Origin of the sequence: Alteromonas antoniana (assembly GCF_019249295.1) — a bacterium.
Taxonomy (GTDB): domain Bacteria; phylum Pseudomonadota; class Gammaproteobacteria; order Enterobacterales; family Alteromonadaceae; genus Alteromonas; species Alteromonas antoniana.
This window is the reverse complement of the sequence record NZ_JAESDH010000006.1, coordinates 177,938-200,624: the sequence shown is the minus strand read 5'-3', so window position 1 is coordinate 200,624 and position 22,687 is coordinate 177,938. Positions and strand designations below refer to the sequence as shown.

Sequence of the window (22,687 nt, the reverse complement as noted above, 5' to 3'; positions counted from 1 at the left end):
GGTAGTGCTTAATAAAATACATCGCACCAGATGATTTACCGATTTGATGATTTCGTTATAGATACGCGTGCACGTACGTTGTTTCGTCACAACGCGCGCTGTTTTTTGGAGCCACTGGCTTTTGATGTGCTCGTGCATCTTTGCGAGGACGCACAATCCATTATTCCTACAGGAGCGTTATATGAAAGACACTGGCCCAATGTGGTAGTAACCCCCAATTCACTTACCCGCGTAATTGCCCAAATAAGAAAAACGCTGGAAGATGATCACCGCGCTCCCCGCTTTATCGAGACAGTGCCAAAGGCTGGCTACCGGTTTATCGCCGAGGTGACGACAGAAGAATCGACACGTGCGTTGCCAAGCCATAAAAAAACACCTTATTACCTTGTTGTAGCATCACTGTTCATTTGCTTTATTTCACTGCTGGTTTTTCTATTCCCAACGAACAAATCACAACAACCGGTCGCGCTTGTGGTCTTTCCTTTTGAGAGTACCGATAACATCAGTTTTGCGCATTCGTTTTCGCAAGAGCTGATTGAGGAATTCTACGTTGTGCCTGAGATTCAGTTGCGAAGTTTTCTTGCCGCAGAACAGGCGTTAGCAACGTCAGAGGAGCTGCATCGTGCTGCGGTATCACTCGGTGCCACCCACTACATTAATGGCAGGGTGGAAAAATCTGAGACCAGCACGGACCTTATGTTTTACACCGAGCTTGTGAAAACTGAGACAGATCAGGTTGTCTGGAGTGAGCGCATCACCAAGCCTTTTGCGTCGCAGGCTGCCTGGTCTGCACAAACGAAGGCCAGCATTCTGCAAACGTTACTGGGATTACCGGGTAAGCAAGCCTCCGCAGCAAAAGCAAGAGAGCCTCATCCCGAGGCATACCGTCTCTATTTAAAAGCCAAGTACATTTGGCTGCAGCGCGGAAAGCAGCCTATGTCTGACGCGGTATATCTGCTGAAGGAGGCGGTTACCATCGACCCGGAATTTGCCGCCGCGTGGGATAGTCTGGCGGCCGTTCTGGTGAGCTGGCAAACATACGACGCGGTACCGGAAAGTGTATTGGAGGATGCTGCACTTGCCGCCCGCCACGCCATTGCGCTTGACGAGGAGGTATCCTATTCCTATTTCCTGTTGTATCAGGAGGCGCTGGAAGCACAACAATATGGCGAGGCGCTTGAGTTCGTTAAGAAAATGAGAGACAACGCGCCAGGTAACGCGATGGCGGTGTATTGGTATGCTACCTCACTGCGTGAACTCGGCCACATGAATGATGCCCATGAAGCACTTCGACGCGCTATCGCGCTTGATCCGACAATATGGGTAACACAGGCAGACTTTGCTATTACTACAATGCATACCGCGGATGTAGAGGCGGCTTATCAGAAACTGACTGACTTATGGGGTGAGGGTGGCCGTGCACTCTGGCTGTGGAGAGGTATTTTTCAGGCCAAGCTGTTGCTTAATGAGAAGGGGGCGTTGCGCGACTGGCTACAGGAAGTGGAGCTGAATGAGGCTCAGCAAGCACTCATCGATTTGGAGCTGCACTACTTAGAAACCCGGGAGATTGATCATGACGCTGTAAAGGCCTTCCTTAAACGTGACGACCTGGCTGAGGTCGATCACCGAACCATCATTTTCAGCCTTCATTACCTGCAGCAGGCCGATCTGCTGTTTGATTATGTCGCCACGCGGATTAGCAACAATCAGTTTGTGGCGGTGTATGCGCTGGCAGTATTGTCTACTGACTACGTTAATGATCCCAGAATGAAGGCCCTGTTTAATCAGATGGGGTTGTTGGCATACTGGAAAGATAACGCCATCACGGATATCTGTCGTTACACAGACCGTCAATGGCAATGCAGCCAGTTTCGTCGTGAGCTTAACCAACAGGACTTCGCACTCCTCTCCCTCTGAGATGATGGCTCCATCATCACCTTTTCATCACTCATCATCACTCGCACTACCCCCGTGTGTGGCATAGCGTTTACTGCGATGACGCATTGATTACTTTTGGGTTCACAATAAAAGGAATGGGGTTATGTACAGATTCACGACAGGATTGATGGTGGTATTATTTGGGGTGACGTTAATCGGCTTCTGGCCGTCCTTTTTCAGTAAGTTGACAGAGGCATCGTTCACGCATTTGTTTCACGGGTTCACCAGCACAGTATGGATTGGCATTCTTGGCGTGCAGGCGTGGTTAATTAATGCCAGAAAGCCTGTAGCGCACAAAATGCTTGGCATTACGGGATTATTGCTGGCTCCTTTTATGGTGGCAGGGTTTGCGCTGATTAACCTGGACTCAGCCATCAGGACTGCGCAGGGAGCGTCAATGTTTGCACAGCTATTTTCCGCGCCGCTGATGATCTTTGATCTTATCTTTCTGCCACTGACGCTGGGATTGATTTATCTTGGTCTGAAACACCGTAAACAGAGCCGACATCATGCAGCATTCATGGTACTTACTTGCTTTGCTTTGATTGGTCCGTCACTGTCCCGTTTACTGGTGAATTACGTCCCCGGCTTTCAGGTTACGGGGCCGCAAACCATGGGCAATTTTGGGCATGCGTTATGGTTTAGCATGCTGCTAACCATACTCTGTATCGCCGTGATCGCTGTTAAAGTCGCAATAGAGAGAAAAGTGTGGCTGTCTGCGCTAACTATTTATGTTGTTTCCTTTGTTCTTTACCTCACCTTAGGACCCACCGAGATCTGGAAAGCCTTTGTTGTTTCACTTTCTACACTGCATTACGGCGTCGTATTTTGGGTAGTGCTCGCTCTCTCCTTTGCTGTTATCGGGTTGGGGTGGCAGCAAGGGAAATCAAAGGCAAAGCCAGGCGTAACCGCTACCTACTCCCTTAAGCGATCATAAAAAAATGACTGGCCGTAGAGACGCCAAGAAACATACATACAGGAACACAGACCTTTGACCGCGCACTGGGGGAACGGTCAAAGGACATTCGTCAAGCATAGGCCTCTGCCATAGTCGGGCGGGAGGAAGTACTGACCTGACTGTTCAGCGTTAGACGAAACGATAAGGCTGCTGATTTTTTGTGACCATGTCAGTAGCCTGCGGCTGACGTTAGCCGGATTCTAACGTTAACCCTTGCCATTTCAGTTTAGCTGTATATACTTCCACTAACTGTATGGAATAACAGGCTGTTTATGCGTCCACTTACCCCCCGACAAACTGAAGTGCTGGAACTGATTAAAACCACGATGCAGGAGACCGGCATGCCGCCCACGCGTGCGGAAATTGCCAAGCAACTGGGTTTTAAATCAGCAAATGCTGCGGAAGAACATCTGAAAGCGCTGGCGCGTAAAGGTGTCATTGAGATTTTACCTGGTACATCGCGAGGCATCAGGGTAAATATTGATGCAGAAGCTGAAAATGAAGAAGAAGGCCTTCCTCTGATTGGACGGGTTGCCGCCGGTGAACCTATTCTGGCGCAGGAGCATGTTGAGCAGCACTACAAGGTGGATCCGGCATTGTTTCATCCCCATGCAGACTTTCTCTTGCGGGTAAACGGCATGAGTATGAAGAATATCGGGATCCTGGACGGTGATTTGTTGGCAGTGCACCGCACTACCGATGTTCATAATGGGCAGGTGGTTGTCGCGCGCGTCGATGAAGATGTTACCGTGAAGCGCTTAGAGAAGCGTGGCCGGGAAGTGTTATTACACGCTGAAAACGAAGAGTTTTCTCCCATCAAAGTGGATTTAGCCAACGAGCCCTTTGCAATAGAAGGGATTGCCGTAGGCGTCATCAGAAACGCCGACTGGATGTAATAAACACCCACTTGAACTTAAAAACGGCCCGTAGGCCGTTTTTTTCTATATCTAGTCTGGTAAAGATAATCAAACTGTACTTTGTAAGTAGTTCGCCGGTTTAGTTTGTAACCTGGCGATGTCGTCCTGCAAAGAGACGAACTTGTTCGTAACGACGCCTCGCTTCAACACCAATCGATTAAATTTTACTCTTCGCACCAGTTTGGTGCCTCACGCCTTACCTTAAGCCTTGTTGCGCGTTTTTTAAACAGCCCGAAAAGAAGCCACACCGAGCGGCTGCTTCCCTTCTTGCGGTCAGGGCATACTAACTTTTTGCTGTATATGATGTTTTTTAAGTGCGGGCGTGACGACGCGATAATACGAATGGTATGGTTAAAAAATGCACACTCCGTACGTTTTTTCTAAGAAAAGACTAGACGCCTCTGTTTAATTGAGTAATTCTTATACGCTGATTAACAAAAAAATAACACCGACCAGTACAATAATTTACAAAGGTCGGCAGTTAAACCTAACTCATGGACAGGAGCTGGCGTTGGGAAGCCTCGCCAACATTCTTTCCATCACGGAGGTGCTGAGTGAAACGACTGACGAATCCCTTTTCGATAGTTGTGGGAACGCTAATGACATGGTTTTTCAGTGCAGCTGCATTTGCCGAGTCGGTGGCGGCAACGGAAAATTCTTCTCTCAATTTACGTCGCGGTGCTACGGATATCAGCGGTCAGGTATATGACCTGCATATGCTGATGTTTGCGATATGTGTGGTTATCGCGGTGGTCGTTTTCGGTGTGATGTTTACATCGATGTACCTGCACAGAAAATCGCGCGGTGCAAAACCTGCAAATTTTCACGAGAGCGTGAAAGTAGAGATAGCCTGGACGGTGGTTCCTTTCTTAATTCTTATCTTTATGGCCGTGCCAGCCGCCAACACCCTTATTGCGATGGAAGATACAACGGAACCTGACATGACAGTGTTGGTTACCGGCTCACAGTGGAAATGGCACTATAAGTATATGGACAGCGAGGTTGAGTATTATTCGCTACTCGCGACACCCCGAGAGCAAATTGTGAATAAATTTGCTAAGGGCGAGAACTACTTGCTTGAAGTAGACCGCCCGCTGGTCATTCCTACTGGTCAGAAAGTGCGTTTTCTTATTACTTCTGACGACGTCATTCACTCTTGGTGGGTACCAGATTTTGCCGTGAAAAAAGATGCCAACCCTGGTTTTATCAACGAAGCTTGGACGAAGGTGAATGAGCCTGGAGTATATCGCGGGCAGTGTGCGGAGCTTTGCGGTAAAGATCACGGCTACATGCCGGTAGTCGTGATTGCCAAGGAACCTGCTGAATATGAAGCCTGGATGAGCGAGCAGGAAGAAAAGCAAAGAAAAGCGCGCGAAGAAGAGCAGCGTTTGCTGGCGATGAGCATGTCGATGGATGAGCTTATGAAAGAAGGTGAGCGCGTGTACAACGCGACATGCGCAGCGTGTCATATGCCGAACGGTGAAGGGCTGCAGGGCGTGTTCCCGGCACTGAAAGGCAGCAAGATGGTGACAGAAGACCAGGCTGCGCATATCGATATCGTTCTCAATGGTAAAACCGGCACCGCCATGCAGGCTTTCGGCAAAATGTTAAGCCTCAAAGAGATTGCTGCGGTGGTGACTTACGAAAGAAATGCCTGGGGTAACAACACCGGGGACATCGTTCAACCTAAAGACGTTAATGCCGTCGCAACCGGACAATAGGAGCACGTCATGAGTAAAGCTACTGAAGTGATGCACCCTGATGAAGCGGCGCATGGTCATGATGATCATCACGATCATCATATTCCCAAAGGCATAACCCGCTGGTTGTTTACCACCAATCATAAAGACATCGGCACGCTGTACCTCTGGTTTGCGTTCATTATGTTCCTGATTGGCGGTGCGATGGCGATGGTGATCCGCGCCGAACTGTTTCAGCCGGGTCTGCAAATTGTTGAGCCCAATTTCTTCAACCAGATGACCACAGTACATGGTCTCATTATGGTATTTGGCGCCGTCATGCCTGCCTTTACCGGACTGGCAAACTGGCTGGTGCCCATGATGATAGGGGCGCCGGATATGGCGTTGCCGCGGATGAATAACTGGAGTTTCTGGATCCTGCCATTCGCCTTTTTAATTTTACTGTCGTCACTGTTTGTCGAAGGTGGCGGCCCGGCATTCGGCTGGACTTTCTATGCGCCGCTGTCCACCACCTACAGTAGTGACAGTACCGCGTTGTTTGTATTCTCGGTGCACATTATGGGCATTAGCTCCATCATGGGCGCAATCAATGTGATTGTGACTATTTTCAACATGCGTGCCCCTGGCATGACCTGGATGAAGATGCCGCTGTTTGTCTGGACCTGGCTGATAACCGCGTTTCTGTTGATAGCAGTAATGCCGGTGCTGGCTGGTGCAGTAACCATGGTGCTGACAGATAAGTTCTTCGGTACCAGCTTCTTTGACGCCGCCGGTGGTGGTGATCCGGTGATGTTCCAGCATATTTTCTGGTTCTTTGGTCACCCTGAGGTGTACATCATGATCCTGCCCGCATTTGGGATCATTTCACAAATCATCCCCACCTTCTCGCGTAAGCGGTTGTTTGGTTACGCGTCGATGGTGTATGCCACGGCCTCCATCGCCCTGCTTTCGTTTATCGTATGGGCGCACCATATGTTTACGACCGGGATGCCGCTGTTTGCAGAGATGTTCTTTATGTTTGCAACCATGCTGATTTCGGTACCCACGGGGGTAAAAGTCTTTAACTGGGTAGCCACAATGTGGCGTGGCTCGCTAAGTTTCGAAATACCGATGCTGTTTGCCATTGCCTTTATTGTGCTGTTTACCATTGGCGGGTTGTCTGGACTGATGCTGGCCATTACCCCTGTGGACTTCCAATACCATGATACTTATTTTGTGGTAGCCCACTTCCACTATGTACTGGTAACGGGGGCAATATTCTCCATTATGGCGGCAGTGTATTACTGGCTGCCGAAGTGGACGGGTAAAATGTTTGATATCACGCTGGCTAAGTGGCACTTCTGGTGTTCACTGATTTCGGTGAATGTATTGTTCTTCCCTATGCACTTCGTCGGCCTGGCAGGCATGCCTCGTCGTATCCCGGATTATTCCCTGCAGTTTGCTGACTTCAACAAGTGGATCAGCATTGGCGGGTTTGCGTTTGGTTTATCGCAACTGATTTTCCTGGCGCTGCTGATCAAAGCCTGTAAAAAACAGGGTGAGCCAGTATCTGATCAGGTGTGGGAAGGTGCAGAAGGTCTGGAGTGGGAAATTCCCTCACCAGCGCCTTATCATACTTTTGAAACGCCTCCTGTAGTGAAATAAGGCGGAGAAAGCTGATGACAGAGACAAACAACAAAAACCAGAAAATGGTGCTGAAACTGGTTGTCATTGTTATCGGCATGTTTGGTTTCGGCTTTGCGTTGGTGCCGCTTTACGATGTCTTTTGCGACATTACCGGCATCAACGGAAAAACCAATACCACGGCGGCCAGTTATCAGGCGGTCGAGATTGATGAAAGCCGTGAGGTAACGGTGGAGTTTATTACCCGCACCAATACGGGTATGCCGTGGGAGTTTCGTGCTGAAACTAAGCGCATCAAGGTACACCCTGGCGAGCTGAATACCGTGTCGTTTTATGTTCGTAATCCAGCATCCAGTGACATAGTGGCACAGGCTATCCCGTCAGTATCTCCCGGACTGGCCGCACTGTATTTGAATAAAACCGAATGCTTCTGCTTTAACCAGCAACCGCTGGACAGCGGGAAAGAGGCCTACATGCCAATGCAGTTTTATGTCGACCCTCAGATACCTGAGGATATTAGTTACTTCACAGTCCAATACACCTTATACGATGTCACAGCCCGTGCTGATGGCCTTGAGACAAAAACCAATCCCTTTATGACAACGCAGTCTGAGAGCGGTAAATAACAAAGAAGGGAGAAGGAGACGGTTATGCAACAAGAATATCAAAAATATTATGTTCCGGCGCAAAGCCCCTGGCCTATTGTAGGTGCTGTGGCGCTGTTTCTGATTGCTGTGGGCGCGGGTAATTTCGTAATTGAATCAACCCAGGATAAGTCAGGCTACGGAGGATATCTCCTTACCGCTGGTATCCTGACATTGCTGGTGATGTTATTTGGCTGGTTTAAGAACCAGATCGATGAGTCTATGAGTGGGCTGTACAGCGACCAGCTGGGTCGCTCTTATCGGCAAGGAATGAGTTGGTTTATCTTCTCCGAAGTGATGTTCTTTGCCGCGTTTTTTGGTGCGTTGTTCTATGCCCGCTTCATTGCGGTGCCATGGCTCGGCGGAGCATCAAATAACGCTATGACCAACGAGGTGTTGTGGCCTGGTTTTGAAGCCTTATGGCCTTTGGTGAGTACACCTGGCGGTACCACTACACAGGAGATGAGTGCTGGAGGACTACCGACCATAAACACGATTATCTTGTTGATATCGTCGGTGACGCTGCACTTCGCTCACGTTGGCTTGGAGCAGAATAAACGCAAACAACTAACGCTGATGTTAGGAGCTACTATTTTACTGGGTGCTGTGTTTTTATACCTGCAGGTTCAGGAGTACGTACATGCTTATCAGGATCTTGGCCTGACACTGCAATCTGGAATTTACGGTAACACCTTCTTTATGCTCACCGGCTTCCACGGCATGCACGTAACGCTGGGTACAATAATACTGATTGTGCTGTTCCTGCGGGTGCTGAAAGGCCACTTCACGCCGGACAGTCACTTCGCCTTCCAGGCAGGGAGCTGGTACTGGCACTTTGTTGATGTTGTGTGGGTAATGCTCTACTTGTTTGTATACGTACTGTAGCGCTATAGCCGGTGAGTTAACGCCATTCCCCCGTACTAGTAAGGACGGGGGTTGGGAGTGATAAGTCCGGTTGCAAAGGCAATCAGAATAAGGGTGACAATGATCACGGAGGTCAGTACACGTCGGCCGATATATTTGCTCATAGGCTCACCCTTTGGATTTCCTTTCATCATGATTCGCATGGCAAGAAACAAATTAACAATCATGTAAATGAGCAGGGCTATCAGAATTATTTTTATAATCATATTTACCTCATCAGGAGTGTGCTGAAGGCGTGATACTTCATCGTTCCCCGACCCGAATACTGGCTGCAAGCGTTCTCTTGCTTGCCGTCATCATCATGTGCGGCCTGGGATTTTGGCAACTTGATCGGATGGAACAAAAAGAACAACGTTTGGCTAGCATAGCGCAAAAGCAGTCTGGTGGGCTAATGGGTTTGCAGTCAGCCATTCGAAGCGCAGGTGATGCTCGTGATCTGCAGGTGGCTTTTACCGGAACGCCGGACACTTCCCGAATAATGTATCTGGATAACCGAATAGAGAACGGTCAGCCGGGATATGACATTGTGGTGCCGGTGCAGACCGAAGCTGGCTGGACTTTGGTGAACTATGGCTGGGTAAAAGGCTTACCCACCCGCGAGCGCTTACCCCAGATCGAATTAGACGAGAAGATAACCCGTTATCAAGGCGTGATTACCTCGCCAGGCTTTAACCCCATGGTGACAGAAACCGCTGACAGCGCCACATTTCCGCTTCGTATTCAGGCGTTAGATACGGACTATCTTTCGACCTTGTTGAGAACGCCGTTCATTGATTATGTTGTGGTGCTCACGACATCCGACGACAGGTTCATTCGCAACTGGTCACCGGTGGTGATGCCACCGGAGAAACATTTAGGCTATGCCATCCAATGGTTCGGCCTTGCCTTTGCAGCACTGATCATCGGCCTGTTGGCCCTCAGAAAAAAGGAAATATCGCATGAGTAATGCACCGTCAAAAACGTCAAAAAAATTGGTCATCGCCCTCATTGTGGTGTTTGTGTTGCCTGTTGTACTGGCAAAACTGGCGCTGGATAACGACTGGTTTAATCGTGGTGCGACCAATAAAGGGAATTTGCTAAACCCGGTACTCGATGTGTCGGCTGTTCTGGAAACAGAAGCGCCCAAATGGCGACTTGTGTATACGCTCCCGGAAAATTGCGATAAGACATGTGAAAATGCGTTGTTCAGCATAAATCAGGTATGGCTTGCACTGGGTAAGGAATCTGACCGCGCTCAGGCCGTTGTGATTGTTACGGAATCAAGCGATGAGCAGGCAGTGGCGAAAATTTCTGAAATGCCCTCTCTGCATGCGGTTGAGGCAAGTAAAGAAAATGTTAATAAGTCGTTTAAATCTGTCTCGGGCGATGCTATTTTCGTAGTCGATACACTCAATAATGCCATGCTCTACTACCCGGTGGACGGGGATAAAGACGTGGCAGTGATGGAGAGCCGTAACATTCTTGCTGACGTGAGAAAGTTAATGAAGTTGTCTCGCATAGGATAAAGCGCGCTAATGAAGAAGCTTGTATTGTTCAGCCTGGGTCTGGCCCTGGTTGTCATTATTCTTGGGGCTTACACCCGCCTGACGGATGCAGGGTTGGGCTGTCCTGACTGGCCTGGATGCTATGGTCATTTAACTGTGCCATTGTCTGAAGAGAAAGTGGCAGCCGCTAATGCCGCTTATCCGGAGCGCCCGGTGGAAGCGCATAAGGCGTGGAATGAGATGATTCACCGGTATTTCGCCGGCACCCTGGGCTTGTGTATCCTGGCTATCAGCATTCTGGCGTTAGTCCGGCGTGAGCCTTCACAACCCAAAAAACTGCCACTATTTCTGCTGGGGCTCGTGATATTCCAGGGGGCCCTGGGGATGTGGACGGTCACGTTGAATTTGCTGCCTGTGGTGGTGATGGGTCATTTGCTTGGTGGGTTCACGGTGCTCTCGTGTTTGTTTCTTTTGTATTTGCGATTAGGTACTCACAGCGCATCGCATTCGCCGCAGTCTGCCGCCCAGCTTCCTCTGGCAGCACTGGCTGGGATTGCTATTCTCGTTATTCAGATTGCGCTGGGTGGCTGGACATCAGCAAACTACGCTGCGCTGGCCTGTACAGAGTTTCCGGTATGCGAGGGTGACTGGGCATCAAGTCTGGATTTTGCCGGCGCCTACAGTGTGCCTCACGCAGTAAATTATGAATTTGGTGCACATGATTACGCAGAGCGTATGACCATGCACATCGTGCACCGCGCAGGCGCGGTAGTTACCTTTTTATATCTGGCTTGGTTAGCGCTGCATTTGATGAGCGGCTACTCAGGTAAAATGAAAACCGGCGGTACCGTGTTGCTTGCCGTGTTGCTGGTTCAGGTTGGGCTGGGTATCAGCAACGTCGTATTCAGCCTGCCGCTGTTTATCGCGGTGGCGCACAATGCTGTGGCCGCCTGTCTTCTGCTGGTGATGGTATGGGTCACCTATTCTCTTTATCGACCTCAGGGAGCGACTTATGGCTAAATCTGCTTCGATTTCTTCCCCATCAGGCACGGCGACTCGGGCTACTGCGTCGTGGCGTGATTACTACGAAATGACCAAACCGAACGTTGTAATGCTGCTGCTCCTCACGGCGCTGGTGGGCATGTGTCTGGCGACACCGCAATGGGTAGACTGGAAAGTACTGATCGCAGGCCTTGCAGGAATTGGTTTGTTATCCAGTGCCGCCGCGGTGATAAATCACGTTGTGGATCATCGTATCGATAGCCAGATGGCACGAACCTACAATCGTCCGGTGGCGAAAGGGAAGGTGTCAGTCACTCATGCGCTTATTTTTGCTGCTGTCATGGCGGTTGCGGGTTATGGCATCCTGGAGTTTGCGATAAACCGGCTTACGGCATTGCTGACGCTGGCTAGTCTGGTTGGCTACGCTTTTGTCTACACGATGTTTTTAAAGCGCGCGACACCGCAAAATATTGTTATTGGTGGCCTGGCAGGTGCAGCACCTCCGCTGCTGGGCTGGACTGCCGTGACAGGAGAAATTCACGCCCACGCCTTGTTGCTGGTGTTAATCATTTTTACCTGGACACCGCCACATTTCTGGGCGCTGGCAATTCACAGAGAAAAAGAATACGCCAAGGCGAAAGTGCCAATGCTGCCGGTCACTCATGGCGTCGAGTATACCAAAACCTCCGTGTTGCTCTACACCGTATTATTATGTCTGGTTTGCCTGCTTCCCTATCTTACCGGAATGAGCAATCTGATTTATCTGATTGGTTCAACGGCGCTGAACGCCGGTTTTATGATGTATGCGTGGAAACTGAAATTTGCTGCTACGGATAAAACGGCCATGCAAACATTTAAGTACTCCATTATTCATCTCATGATATTGTTTGTGGTATTACTGGTCGATCATTACATACCAATTAGCTTATGAATCAACGTGCAGTAGCCGGTCTGGCGGCCGGCATCGCTCTTATACTGGGCATCATCGGTGCAATCTATATCGCGCCTCCCGCGGCAGATGACGCTCAGCCTCAGTATTTACAGCAGTTCCCACAGCCACGAGTGCTGACCGACTTTACACTGACTGATCACCATGGCAATACTGTGACGCCGCAGTCGTTGAAGGGACAGTGGACGCTCGCGTTTCTGGGCTATACATTTTGTCCGGATATCTGCCCGACAACCATGGCGGCGCTGAGCGGAGCCTATCCGAAAATCCAGCAGCTGGATTCAGATGTGCCGGTAAAAGTGTGGTTTATTTCCGTGGATCCAAACAGGGATAACACTGAACGCCTGAACGAGTACGTCAGCTATTTTAACGACGAGTTTATTGCAGTATCCGGAGAACATGCAGAGATGTTTCCTCTGGTTCGCAGCATGGGAATGATGTACTCCATGGCGGAGAGCACCGATGATCCCAATTATCTGGTCAATCATAGCGCTTCCGTGGTATTAATTAATCCGGATGCTAAAGTAATTGGACGCTTTAAGCCTGTTTCGGAGCCGGGAAAGCTGGCGGTCGCCGATGTAAATCAAATTCTTGCTGATTTGCCGGTTATTGTCGCACCCTAGTAGTATGTATGAACCTGAATATACGTCAGGCCACCGCCGCCGACATGGCAAGTGCGGTTCCACTTCTTCTTGATTCCGGTGAGCAGCTTCTCATTGATATTTTCGGCAATGGTGAGCGAGACTCCGCCTATCAGTACTTATGCTATGCCTGGTCAAACGGGGAGGGCCAGTATGGCTTTAAAAATCACTGGGTCGCCTGCATAGACGATGACGTGGTAGGCCTGATGACCTGCTGGCATGATAAACTGCCTGCCGATTTCGATCGCGATACGCTCTCTTCAATCACAGAACACTTTGGACTGGACCAGTCGATTGATGTGGTAATGCGTAGTCAGCGCTTTAGCGCCGCTCTGCATCCGCCACTGGCGACAGAGCTGGGGATTGGGCACCTGTCAGTCGCTGCAGGCGCCAGGCGTCAGGGCGTTGGCCGCGCATTGCTGCGCGTTGCTGAAAAAACCGCAAGAGAGCATAAAAAATTCGCCATGGTGCTGGACGTGGAAGTCTCCAATGAGACTGCCCGGCGGTTCTATAAGGCGCTGGGATTTGGCGAGCATCAGCATGCCGCTCCCTTTATTCAGATGATAAGAGCTGTGCCGCCTTTGTGAGGCATTCCCACTGAGTATTATTGTCGGTTTACACCCCTCTTTTCTGCGCTGATCACACCTTATTATTGAACGGCATAAAGCCTGTGTTCGGGAGTGTACATCCACCCCCACGTCCTAAACTGCGGACGTGTAAGTGTTTTCAAGCGCATTTTGCACTGCGCAACCCGTCACTCAGTCAGTAAAACTACACCATGTTCCTTGAGACTTGCGCGAAATGCGTTAGGGTTGCACAAAATGGTTCACACCAAAGGTCTCGCAGGCCTTTAGTCACTAATCGGGATAATTACCCTTGCTGTCGGCGACGAAAAATGGCTGCGAGTACCAGTAATAGCGACCACTGTGTTCCATTGACGGCGCAGTACAGTTAATTCTTGAACGCCCAACCGGAAGTGCGCCATCAATAGTGACAGTCGCTGTCATCTTATCTACGCGCGGTGCGATGGTATCGCCACCAAAAAAGCAGTTAGCGCGATTCAAATCGACATCGCTGGAGGTCACGGTGAAGGTGACTTTAGGCGGCTCGCTCCTGTCAGTTACCATCGGATCTTCAGGCGTGTATGAGGATACCGGCATTGCCAGACTTTCCAGCTTGGTTTTCAACGTTTTGAGGTTGGCATAAGGGCCTGCAGCAGGAAAACGGGGGAGAGCGGAAAACTGACTTTCGCTGCTGACGCCACCAGAATGCTGACCGAAACCAACATAGCCGGCTTGTGACACTTTATCTGCCAAAGCACGGTTGTATTCACCAAACGGAAACGCCAGATACTTGAGTGAACGTCCGGTTTTGTCCTCCAGTATATCTTCGGCTTCGGTGACATTTGTCCACACACGTTTTAGCCAGTCCTTTTCAGATTCTCCAGGCGTTCGCTCCAGCATATGCAGGTGATCAAGCGTATGATTCGCGAACACGACACCGTCATCCTGCATTGTTTTTACCTGCTCCCAGCTAAGCTGACTGCGATTACTGCCTATCTCATTGGGGTTGATAAAGATGGTGTAGGGAAACCCGTGACGCTTTAATATCGGGTGGGCATTAGTAAGAATATTTTCATAGCCATCATCAAAGGTGATCACAACAGTGCGGTCAGGGAGAGTTTCACCCTCGCGAAGCGCAGAAACGACCTCTGGTAAGCCCAGCACAGTATGGTTATTTGCTAAGTATTCCATGTGTTCAGCGAAGCTGTCCGGCGAAATGCTGGTGCTTGCAGGTGTATCGTTTGCTACATGGTGATAGAGCAGGATCACAGCGTTATCCAGACCTTTGTCGTCAGTCTGTGCGTAACTCACTCCGGTTGTTAACGATGTCGCAATCAGGCCCAGTACGAACCCGATTTTTTGTCGCAAACCCATGTTATACTTCACGTTTCCTCCTTACTCTGCGGGTGCTACATTTCCATGACAGCGACAGTGCCGCACGGCTGGCAGGCCCACAAAACATTAATCACGCTGGCCTTTCCGATGATTCTGGCCAATATTACCACGCCTTTACTCGGACTGGTTGATACGGCTGTATTGGGGCATATGGATTCCTCGGCTATGCTCGCTGGTGCGTCGATAGCCACGTTAATACTCACACAAATTTACTGGGTATGCGGTTTTTTGCGAATGTCGGCCACCGGCTTAAGTGCTCAGGGCAGAGGAAATCCCCATGATCCGAAAACCCAGTCGGCGAAGGCCCTCTGGCAAACCTGCGCCATTGCACTGGTTTTAGGTATCGGGTTACTGCTTCTGCAGGTGCCTGTATTGCATGCCGGTATCTGGCTTGCATCTCCGGGCTACGAGGTGTTGCAGCATCTTGAAGCCTATTTTGAAGTACGTGTGTGGGGTGCGCCCGCTGCCATGCTCAATCTGGCGCTGGTGGGCTGGCTGGTCGGGCAGCAAAAAACCCGTGCCGTTCTGTTTATTCAGATTGTAGGCAACCTGCTAAACGCCGCGTTGGATGTCTTGTTGGTTTATGGTTTTGATATGTCTGTCGCGGGTGTGGCGCTGGCAAGTATCGCAGCCGAGTATACAATGACTGCATTGTCATTGTGGGTGGCTCTGGCTCACTGCAAAGGCGTATCGCCGAGAGCGGAGTGGTTTAACTCGGCAGCCCGGAAAGTACTGCTGAAACTCAATGGCAACATGCTGATACGTAACCTGGCGTTGCAGGTCTGTCTGGCGTTCCTGACGCTCCAGGGAGCCCGGCTGGGAGAAACGCCAGCGGCGATTAATGCCATTCTTATGCAGTTTTTCGTGCTAATTGCGCTGGGCCTGGATGGTATTGCTTATGCGGTGGAAGCGTTGGTAGGAGAAGCCGCAGGAGCCAAGTCAAAGCGCGCAGTAGTGGCGCAGACGCAACGCGGATTATTCTGGTCATCACTGTTTGCGATTGCCTACGCCTTGCTGTTTTATGTATCTGGCGACGCCATCATTGCATTACTGACCGATTTACCTCACCTTCGCGAGGCGGCTTCAGCGTACCTGTGGCTGATGGTGCTGCTACCACTTCTGGGCCACTGGTGTTTCTTATTTGATGGGGTTTTTGTCGGTATTACGCAGTCTGCGGCAATGCGCGACACTATGATTATCAGCGCTGCAGTGGCTTATTTTCCGGTATGGTGGCTGTTTTCAGACGCGGGAAACGTGGCGTTATGGTATGCCTTACTGAGCTTCCTGCTTGCGCGTGGGCTAACGCTGGGGTGGGTGTTCATTTATCGCGTTCGTCGAGACGCTTTAGTAAGCGTTTAGCGTCGCCAAACGAGGAAATACGCTGCATAAAAATGCCCGCGTAGTAACGCATGGCAATCGCAAACCCGGTGAACAAAATGGCCAGAGACAGCCAGTAAAGCCACACCGCATACTCTGCTGTAAAAACCAGCAACAGCGCGCCCAGTGAAAAAATAACCAGGCCACGAACAAACCCTTGCCAGCGCTGTTGCGGGGTACTCATATTAGTAGTACGAGTGTTCACCAGCCTGGTGTTCGGTGGCGTCGCGAACCCCTTTCAGCTCACCGGCAAACTGCTCTAACATTTGCTTTTCGATACCGTCTTTTAAGGTTACGTCTACCATCGAGCAGCCGTTACAGCCGCCACCGAATTGCAGAACTGCAAAGCCCTCTTCGGTGACTTCAACCAGCATCACCTGGCCGCCATGGCTGGCCAGCTGCGGGTTGATTTCAGATTCGATCATATAGTTAATCCGCTCAACCAGCGGTGCATCGTCTGACACCTTACGCGCTTTTGCGTTCGGTGCTTTCAGCGTGAGTTGCGATCCCATCTGGTCAGTAACAAAATCAATTTCTGCTTCTTCCAGGTAAGGCGCGCTCTCCTGATCAACCACCGCATCGAAACCGTTAAACTCAAGCTTTATGTCGCCTTCTTCGACAGCATCAGGGGGGCAATAGGACACGCCGCACTCTGCCGACGACGTCCCTGGATTTACGACGAATACACGAATATTCGTGCCAGACTCTTGTTTTTCCAGTAATTTCGCGAAGTGAGCTTGTGCTTCTTCTGATATAGTGATCATCAACAAGTCCTACAATTAATTAGATGGGGCTAATGATAACAAATTTACCTGAGTAAAACAGTCAAGTATTGAAGTGTTTTCTCAGATTGTCATAATCATAAAAATTCATGCAACAAGAGATGGGAACACTATGACGTATCAGTTCGTTCACTCGACGCTACGCCTTGCTAAGCGCGCTCGTCACCTCGTCGCGTTCAGTCTGCTGCTGAGCGTCTCCGGTTTTGTATCTGCAGCCAGCCTGGTGCCGGCCGAAACCGGTGGCAAACCTGTCGCTGAGTACCTTCCCGCGGGTGTTACCTATGATCCCGCAATCCCAACACCAGAAAAAATTCTGGGTGCACAGGTGGGCGAATGGCATGTAAGACACGATCAGTTGGTTACCTACATGCGTGCGCTCGCTGAAGCATCAGACCGCATTACCATTCAGGAAACCGGTCGCACTCACGAAAACCGCCCTTTGCTGCTGCTCACGATCACCGCACCAGATAATCAGCCACGTATCGACAGCATCAGAAAAAAGCATCTGGATGCCTGGAAAAGTGGTGAAGCACCGAGTGAAGGTGATCCCCTGATTTTTTACATGGGTTACAGCATTCACGGTAATGAGCCGTCCGGCAGTAATGCCGCTATGGTCATCGGCTACTATCTGGCTGCAGCCCAGTCAGACGATGTGAACCGTTTGCTACGCAACAATGTGGTGTTACTGGATCCGTCTTTCAACCCGGACGGGTTAGGGCGTTTCGCGCAATGGGCGAATATGCACAAAGGAAAGCAGCTGGTCAGCGATCCTGAAACACGTGAACATGTTGAGGGTTGGCCGTCAGGGCGCACCAATCACTACTGGTTCGATCTTAACCGAGACTGGTTACTACTGACACACCCTGAATCCCGCGCCCGTATTGCACAGTTTCATCAGTGGCGTCCACATATCCTGACGGACTTCCATGAGATGGGAACGAACAGCACCTATTTCTTCCAGCCAGGCGTACGCTCTCGCAAAAATCCGATAACGCCTGATGGCAACGTGACGCTGACAGAAGCGCTGGCGGAGTATCATGCGGCAGCATTTGATGCGCAGGGTGAGCTGTATTTCTCTGAAGAAGATTTTGACGACTTTTACGTAGGTAAAGGGTCAACCTACCCCGATGTGCACGGCAGCATAGGTATTCTTTTCGAACAGGGTAGCAGCCGCGGACACGTGCAGGACTCCATCAACGGAAAAGTCCGCTTTGCAGATACGATCCAGAATCAGGTGACAACGTCGCTGAGCACCTTTAAGGGCGCGATGGCCTATAAGCCCGCAATCCTGAATTATCAGTCCAGCTTTGTAAAAGATACCCGCGATGCGGCGAAAAACAGCGACACTGCCGGGTACCTGCTGGCTGTGCCGAATGATACCGGCAGATTTACCGCCATGCTGGACTTACTCAAGCGCCATACTATCGACTATGAAGTGGTAAACCGGGACGTGGACGTAAGCGGGAAAGGGTTTACTGCCAACAAGGCCATTTACATTCCGGTTGAACAACCTCAGTACCGACTGGTTTCCTCTCTGTTTTCAACGCAGCAGAATTTTGAAAACAATACGTTCTATGACGTCTCTAACTGGAATTTACCACTGGCCTTCAACATTGATTATGTTGCTGTTGAGCGCGGTGACCGCCGTAAGGTGAAGACGGCTGCGAACGCCAGCCTTTCGTTGCAAAACGACACTCAGGCGTTGCCCGATAATGCCTACGCTTATGCCTTTGACTGGGAGTATTATCAGGCTCCTGCCATGTTGCAGGCGCTGCTTGAATCAGGCGCCACAGTGCGTACTGCAGGTAAAAGCTTTACCGCGAAAATGGTAGACGACTCAACACGCGACTTCGCTCCGGGAACGATATTAATTCCCACCGGTCTGGCGCAGCCTGACAACCTGGTTAGCCTGTTAACAACCCAGGCAAGTCAGCTGAACATGCCTGTACACGCGATCCGTAGCGGTCTTACGCCAGCGGGGTCTGACCTCGGAAGCCGGGAAATGACACCGGTGACCACACCAAAAGTGCTGATGGTCGGCGGCGAAGGAACCAGTCAGTATGAAGTTGGAGAAATCTGGCATTATCTGGACACGCGTGTAGGGCTTCCTGCTTCACTGGTCGAGCTGTCACGTCTGGCGCGCACGCCATTACATAACTATACGCACATTATCATGGCCAGTGGTCGTTACGGACAACTTGACGAGGACACCGTTGAGGCAATCGCTGACTGGGTAGACAGCGGTGGCGTGTTGATCGGACAAAAGTCTGCGCTGCGTTTGTTTGCTCAGAACGAGTGGCTGGATATTGAAATTGCCAGCCGGGAAACGATTGATGATGCCTTTGATACGGACTCGCTGACGTTCGCTGACAGAAGTGCGCTTTATGCTAAGAAGCTGATTGCAGGCTCAGTATATGAAACACGCATTGACACCTCACATCCGCTATTTTTCGGGTACACCTCATCGACATTGCCGATGTTTAAAACCTCGAACATGATTGTGAAGAGTGACAATTCACCCTTTACCACCGTGGCACGTTACACTGAGTCACCGCTAATGGCCGGTTACAGTGCGCCGCAGCTGGTCGAGTTGATTGGTGGAACCACGGCGGTTATTGCCGAGCGCTATGGCAGCGGCCTGGTGATTGGCTTTACTGATAACCCACACTTCCGGGGTTACTGGTACGGCACCAATAAGCTGATGAGTAACGCCATTTATCAGTCTGCTTTGCTTAAGTAAACGCTAACACCGGCGCTGTCCCGGCGCCGGTGTGATCCCCATCGTCCATACCTCTATCACCATTGATGGCCACTGCGCTTTCAGTGCCGCGGCAAGATTGTTGACCGTCTGACCCGTCGTTACCACATCATCGATAATCGCCACGCGAAGCGGGGGGGAGCCAGTTTGCCAGGATGTCAGTGGCTGTAAACAGTACGCCTGCTGTGCATGTTGCTTTCTCGCTTCACGACCAAGTGTATGCTGGAGTCGGTTGTCAGTGCGCTGCGCCCATTGTGGTTCCCATCTCAGCTGATATTTCGCAGCCAGCGCTTTGCAAATTTCTACCGCCTGATTGTAGTGCCGTTGCCAGTAACGCCGGTACGTCATCGGTACAGGTAAAAGCAAGTCGGGCAAGCTGGTCTGATTTACAGGGTACTGTTGTAAAAAAGCATCACAGAGATAGTCAGCAAGCGTAAACTTGTGTGAAAACTTCAGTGCATGAATCAGTGAATCGAACGGCCACGAATACCAGGCCGCCGCTTTCAGTGCATGAATGTGTGAATGCGCCACGGCCGTTGCTATATCCGGTTTTAGCAGCAAGTTTTCACCCTCACCGGGTGGTGCCAGCCACTGTATGTCATCTGCACACCACTGACAAACTGGCGTGCGACTTGCCTGCTTACAAAGCAGACAAGCCAAATTTGGCAGTACGCGGCGCGGAGTAGTAAACATGTCGGAAACTCTTTCTGGTGTGCTGTATTTTTCCCGTGCTACACTTTTCACAGAATCAGTACCGGGATGTCGAAAGTGATAGATTCGCACGTATCAGACACGGTTTTCAGCCGTACGCATGGCGCAGGAAAAGATCTGGTTTTTCTGCACGGTTGGGGCATGAACAGTGGCGCTTTTTCCTCTTTTGTACCGTATCTGGAAAATGACTGGCGGGTTACCGTCATCGACCTTCCGGGTTTTGGCAACAGTCGTGACCACGTACCTACCCCGTATAATGTCGAAACCATCGCGGCATCGCTGGAAAGCCTCCTGCCTGACGATTGCGTTATTGCTGGCTGGTCGCTTGGCGGGATGGTTGCACAACAACTGGCGCTGTCACTGCCCGAGACGGTTTCCGGCGTTATCACCATTGCCTCCACACCCAGATTTATTGCTGGTGCAGGCTGGCCTGGCATTGCGCCGGAACTGCTTTCGCAGTTTGAAAGTCAACTGGAAACAGACTACCGCAAGACCCTGGACAGATTTTTGGCCATACAGGCGATGGGCAGCGAGACGGCCCGACAAGACATCAAGGCCATTAAAACCCATATTACGGCGCATCCTGATCCGGCGCCTCACGCTTTAAAGGAAGGGCTGAAGCTGCTATCCAGCGAGGATATGCGCGCTCGCATCGGGCGCATCACTCAGCCTACACTCAGGCTCTATGGCAGATTAGACAGCCTGGTCCCTACCAGCGGCGTGGATATGATCTGCCAGCTTCATCCTCAGTCTGATACGGTAGTATTGCCTCACGCCGCACATGCGCCCTTTATCTCTCATCCACAACAGACGGCAGATATTATTACGCAGTTTATGGCGTCGCTATCACGCGAGCGTAAGGCATCCTGACGCGACGAATTAGTGCAAGAACTTCCCTTTTTACGGTTTTTGGTTAATAATTAGCCATGAGAGTAGAGAGGTAGTGATATGTCGAGCATTATTGATAACGGTATCAATTCGGCAATTGTTTCTGGTCAGTTTGGCTTGCAGAAATCCTTTGAGGGGATGACGCAGGCGTCCATGAATATTGCACAACGCAGCGCACAGTCGCAGGTTAGCGAGAATGGCGCAGGCGCGGTTTTGGCGAACGCATCCCTAAATGGGTTGCAAAATATCCGTGACAGTTTGCCGCAAAGTGCAGGTAATATGACGTCCGATTTGGTGTCGTTAAAACTGAACAGCATAAACGCACAGGCCTCTGCAAAAGTACTTGATGTGGCTTTCGATACGGTCGGAACCATTATCGACACCCTGGCTTAACGGCGTTAACCGATACCATGAACATTGTTACCCCCATCCCTACATCGCTGGTGTTTACTACGGCCAACGTGAATACGGAGTCGGCCCGGCGTGACAATGTGCTTCGTGAAACGATTCCACAAGCTTCTGAAAATGAGCAGGGCGCATCCCAGAAGGGGCTCGGCTCTGAAAGCGATCGAGCAAAAAGTCCCGGTCAGGTACCGGCGCCTGTTACCTACGAACGTCCCCAAATCCAAAGCAACGTAGCGCAGAGCTTTTCGCAGGCACAGGGCGATGCAGATATCTCTAAAGACAATGCCAGCGATGAAAGTGCCGGTAAGGAAGATGCTGAGCAGCGCCAGAAAGAACAGCAGGAAATTCAGCAGTTAAAATCCCGCGATCAGGAAGTGCGCACTCATGAAAAAGCGCATGCATCGACCGGCGGTCAATATGCGGGTGCCCCTCAGTATGAGTTTACTACCGGGCCTGACGGCAAGCGCTACGCCACCGATGGTGAGGTCTCTATTGATATATCAAGTGCGCAAAGCCCTGAACAAACACTTCGCAAAATGCAGCAGGTCAGAGCTGCTGCATTGGCGCCAGCTCAACCATCTCCTCAGGATTTAGAAGTTGCGGCAGAAGCGTCCCAGAAAGCGTTTGATGCGCGCAAAGAGATTGCTGAGGCCAACCGCAAAGAGGTTGCCGCAGCAGGCACGTCCTCAGAGCCAACCACCTCCTCTCAGTCAGTGCCTTCACTTGATGACATCATTGACAGCAATAATGTGTCAATTCCCACGCGAACCCTGGATGAGGCGATGCTGGAAGCCCGCGAAAGCATGGGTAAAAGGCGCGATGATTCGGGTAGCCGTTCTCTGGATTTCCCTGCTGACGAAATGTCAGCGCGGATCGGCGTGATTCAGCGCTTTTACTCCGGTGTGTCCGGCAACAGTAATGCCGGCTTCTCTGCCAACGCATAGCCGTTTCCTTTTCGTAATACCTCCAAGTAACTGCTGATGCCGGCTTCGGTATCGCTGAGCTGCGTGTCATGCTGCGCTGGTATT

Annotated in this window: 23 protein-coding genes; 18 read left to right on the top strand and 5 right to left on the bottom strand. The window is 50.7% G+C overall.

Annotation, left to right across the window (positions count from 1 at the left end; translation table 11 throughout):
• Positions 1-30 precede the first annotated feature (30 nt).
• The 7 genes from JKP77_RS07325 (at position 31) to JKP77_RS07295 (ending at position 8,665) form a co-directional block, all read left to right on the top strand.
• Positions 31-1,917 (top strand): winged helix-turn-helix domain-containing protein, encoded by a 1,887-nt coding sequence (locus JKP77_RS07325; RefSeq protein ID WP_218310522.1) that lies wholly within the window; start codon positions 31-33, stop codon positions 1,915-1,917.
• A 124-nt stretch (positions 1,918-2,041) separates the two neighbouring features.
• Positions 2,042-2,875, top strand: coding sequence for a hypothetical protein (locus JKP77_RS07320; protein WP_218310521.1), 834 nt, complete (start codon positions 2,042-2,044; stop codon positions 2,873-2,875).
• Positions 2,876-3,168: 293 nt separating this feature from the next.
• Positions 3,169-3,792, top strand: a complete 624-nt coding sequence (gene lexA, locus JKP77_RS07315) for a transcriptional repressor LexA (RefSeq protein WP_218310520.1) — start codon at positions 3,169-3,171, stop codon at positions 3,790-3,792.
• A gap of 620 nt (positions 3,793-4,412) precedes the next feature.
• On the top strand, positions 4,413-5,534 hold the full coding sequence (coxB, locus tag JKP77_RS07310; RefSeq protein WP_218310552.1) for a cytochrome c oxidase subunit II: 1,122 nt from the start codon (positions 4,413-4,415) through the stop codon (positions 5,532-5,534).
• A gap of 9 nt (positions 5,535-5,543) precedes the next feature.
• On the top strand, positions 5,544-7,157 hold the full coding sequence (ctaD, locus tag JKP77_RS07305) for a cytochrome c oxidase subunit I (RefSeq protein WP_218310519.1): 1,614 nt from the start codon (positions 5,544-5,546) through the stop codon (positions 7,155-7,157).
• Between the two features lie 14 nt (positions 7,158-7,171).
• Positions 7,172-7,762 carry a cytochrome c oxidase assembly protein gene (locus JKP77_RS07300; RefSeq protein WP_218310518.1) on the top strand — a complete coding sequence of 197 codons (591 nt, stop codon included), beginning with the start codon at positions 7,172-7,174 and terminating at the stop codon, positions 7,760-7,762.
• Between the two features lie 24 nt (positions 7,763-7,786).
• Positions 7,787-8,665, top strand: coding sequence for a cytochrome c oxidase subunit 3 (locus tag JKP77_RS07295; protein ID WP_218310517.1), 879 nt, complete (start codon positions 7,787-7,789; stop codon positions 8,663-8,665).
• A gap of 35 nt (positions 8,666-8,700) precedes the next feature.
• Here JKP77_RS07295 and JKP77_RS07290 read toward each other — a convergent pair whose 3' ends face one another.
• On the bottom strand, positions 8,701-8,910 hold the full coding sequence (locus tag JKP77_RS07290; RefSeq protein ID WP_218310516.1) for a DUF2909 domain-containing protein: 210 nt from the start codon (positions 8,908-8,910) through the stop codon (positions 8,701-8,703).
• Positions 8,911-8,939: 29 nt separating this feature from the next.
• Between JKP77_RS07290 and JKP77_RS07285 the strand changes: the two genes are divergently transcribed.
• The 6 genes from JKP77_RS07285 to JKP77_RS07260 are packed head-to-tail and all read left to right on the top strand — an operon-like array spanning position 8,940 to position 13,367.
• A complete protein-coding gene (locus tag JKP77_RS07285; protein WP_218310515.1) occupies positions 8,940-9,650 on the top strand; it encodes an SURF1 family protein in 711 nt (236 codons plus the stop codon).
• Positions 9,643-10,209, top strand: a complete 567-nt coding sequence (locus JKP77_RS07280) for a hypothetical protein (protein ID WP_218310514.1) — start codon at positions 9,643-9,645, stop codon at positions 10,207-10,209. The genes JKP77_RS07285 and JKP77_RS07280 overlap by 8 nt, the downstream gene beginning before the upstream one ends.
• A gap of 9 nt (positions 10,210-10,218) precedes the next feature.
• A complete protein-coding gene (locus tag JKP77_RS07275; protein ID WP_218310513.1) occupies positions 10,219-11,208 on the top strand; it encodes a COX15/CtaA family protein in 990 nt (329 codons plus the stop codon).
• Complete coding sequence (gene cyoE, locus JKP77_RS07270; RefSeq protein ID WP_218310512.1) at positions 11,201-12,121, top strand: heme o synthase; 921 nt, start codon at positions 11,201-11,203, stop codon at positions 12,119-12,121. The genes JKP77_RS07275 and cyoE overlap by 8 nt, the downstream gene beginning before the upstream one ends.
• On the top strand, positions 12,118-12,762 hold the full coding sequence (locus tag JKP77_RS07265; RefSeq protein WP_218310511.1) for an SCO family protein: 645 nt from the start codon (positions 12,118-12,120) through the stop codon (positions 12,760-12,762). The genes cyoE and JKP77_RS07265 overlap by 4 nt, the downstream gene beginning before the upstream one ends.
• An 8-nt stretch (positions 12,763-12,770) precedes the next feature.
• A complete protein-coding gene (locus JKP77_RS07260) occupies positions 12,771-13,367 on the top strand; it encodes a GNAT family N-acetyltransferase (RefSeq protein ID WP_218310510.1) in 597 nt (198 codons plus the stop codon).
• Between the two features lie 270 nt (positions 13,368-13,637).
• On the opposite strand, the gene JKP77_RS07255 is transcribed toward JKP77_RS07260, so the two are convergent.
• The gene (locus JKP77_RS07255; protein ID WP_338024846.1) at positions 13,638-14,729 is read right to left on the bottom strand and encodes a polysaccharide deacetylase family protein; all 1,092 of its coding nucleotides are present in this window, start codon (positions 14,727-14,729) and stop codon (positions 13,638-13,640) included.
• A gap of 33 nt (positions 14,730-14,762) precedes the next feature.
• On the opposite strand from JKP77_RS07255, the gene JKP77_RS07250 reads away from it, so the two are divergent.
• Entirely contained in the window at positions 14,763-16,097 is a 1,335-nt protein-coding gene (locus JKP77_RS07250; protein WP_246601116.1) for an MATE family efflux transporter, read from the top strand.
• On the opposite strand, the gene JKP77_RS07245 is transcribed toward JKP77_RS07250, so the two are convergent.
• On the bottom strand, positions 16,057-16,299 hold the full coding sequence (locus JKP77_RS07245) for a hypothetical protein (protein ID WP_218310509.1): 243 nt from the start codon (positions 16,297-16,299) through the stop codon (positions 16,057-16,059). The two genes, JKP77_RS07250 and JKP77_RS07245, sit on opposite strands and share 41 nt — an antisense overlap.
• Position 16,300: 1 nt before the next feature.
• Positions 16,301-16,879 (bottom strand): Fe-S biogenesis protein NfuA, encoded by a 579-nt coding sequence (nfuA, locus tag JKP77_RS07240; RefSeq protein WP_218310508.1) that lies wholly within the window; start codon positions 16,877-16,879, stop codon positions 16,301-16,303.
• Positions 16,880-17,009: 130 nt separating this feature from the next.
• Between nfuA and JKP77_RS07235 the strand changes: the two genes are divergently transcribed.
• The gene (locus JKP77_RS07235) at positions 17,010-19,637 is read left to right on the top strand and encodes a M14 metallopeptidase family protein (RefSeq protein ID WP_218310507.1); all 2,628 of its coding nucleotides are present in this window, start codon (positions 17,010-17,012) and stop codon (positions 19,635-19,637) included.
• A gap of 3 nt (positions 19,638-19,640) precedes the next feature.
• Here JKP77_RS07235 and JKP77_RS07230 read toward each other — a convergent pair whose 3' ends face one another.
• On the bottom strand, positions 19,641-20,348 hold the full coding sequence (locus JKP77_RS07230) for a ComF family protein (protein ID WP_218310506.1): 708 nt from the start codon (positions 20,346-20,348) through the stop codon (positions 19,641-19,643).
• A gap of 75 nt (positions 20,349-20,423) precedes the next feature.
• On the opposite strand from JKP77_RS07230, the gene bioH reads away from it, so the two are divergent.
• From bioH to JKP77_RS07215, 3 genes are all read left to right on the top strand, one after another.
• Positions 20,424-21,236: a pimeloyl-ACP methyl ester esterase BioH gene (gene bioH, locus JKP77_RS07225; RefSeq protein ID WP_338024845.1), complete on the top strand. Its 813-nt coding sequence runs from the start codon at positions 20,424-20,426 to the stop codon at positions 21,234-21,236.
• Positions 21,237-21,314: 78 nt separating this feature from the next.
• The gene (locus JKP77_RS07220; RefSeq protein WP_218310504.1) at positions 21,315-21,647 is read left to right on the top strand and encodes a hypothetical protein; all 333 of its coding nucleotides are present in this window, start codon (positions 21,315-21,317) and stop codon (positions 21,645-21,647) included.
• 17 nt (positions 21,648-21,664) lie between these two features.
• Positions 21,665-22,603 carry a putative metalloprotease CJM1_0395 family protein gene (locus tag JKP77_RS07215; RefSeq protein WP_218310503.1) on the top strand — a complete coding sequence of 313 codons (939 nt, stop codon included), beginning with the start codon at positions 21,665-21,667 and terminating at the stop codon, positions 22,601-22,603.
• Positions 22,604-22,687 lie beyond the last annotated feature (84 nt).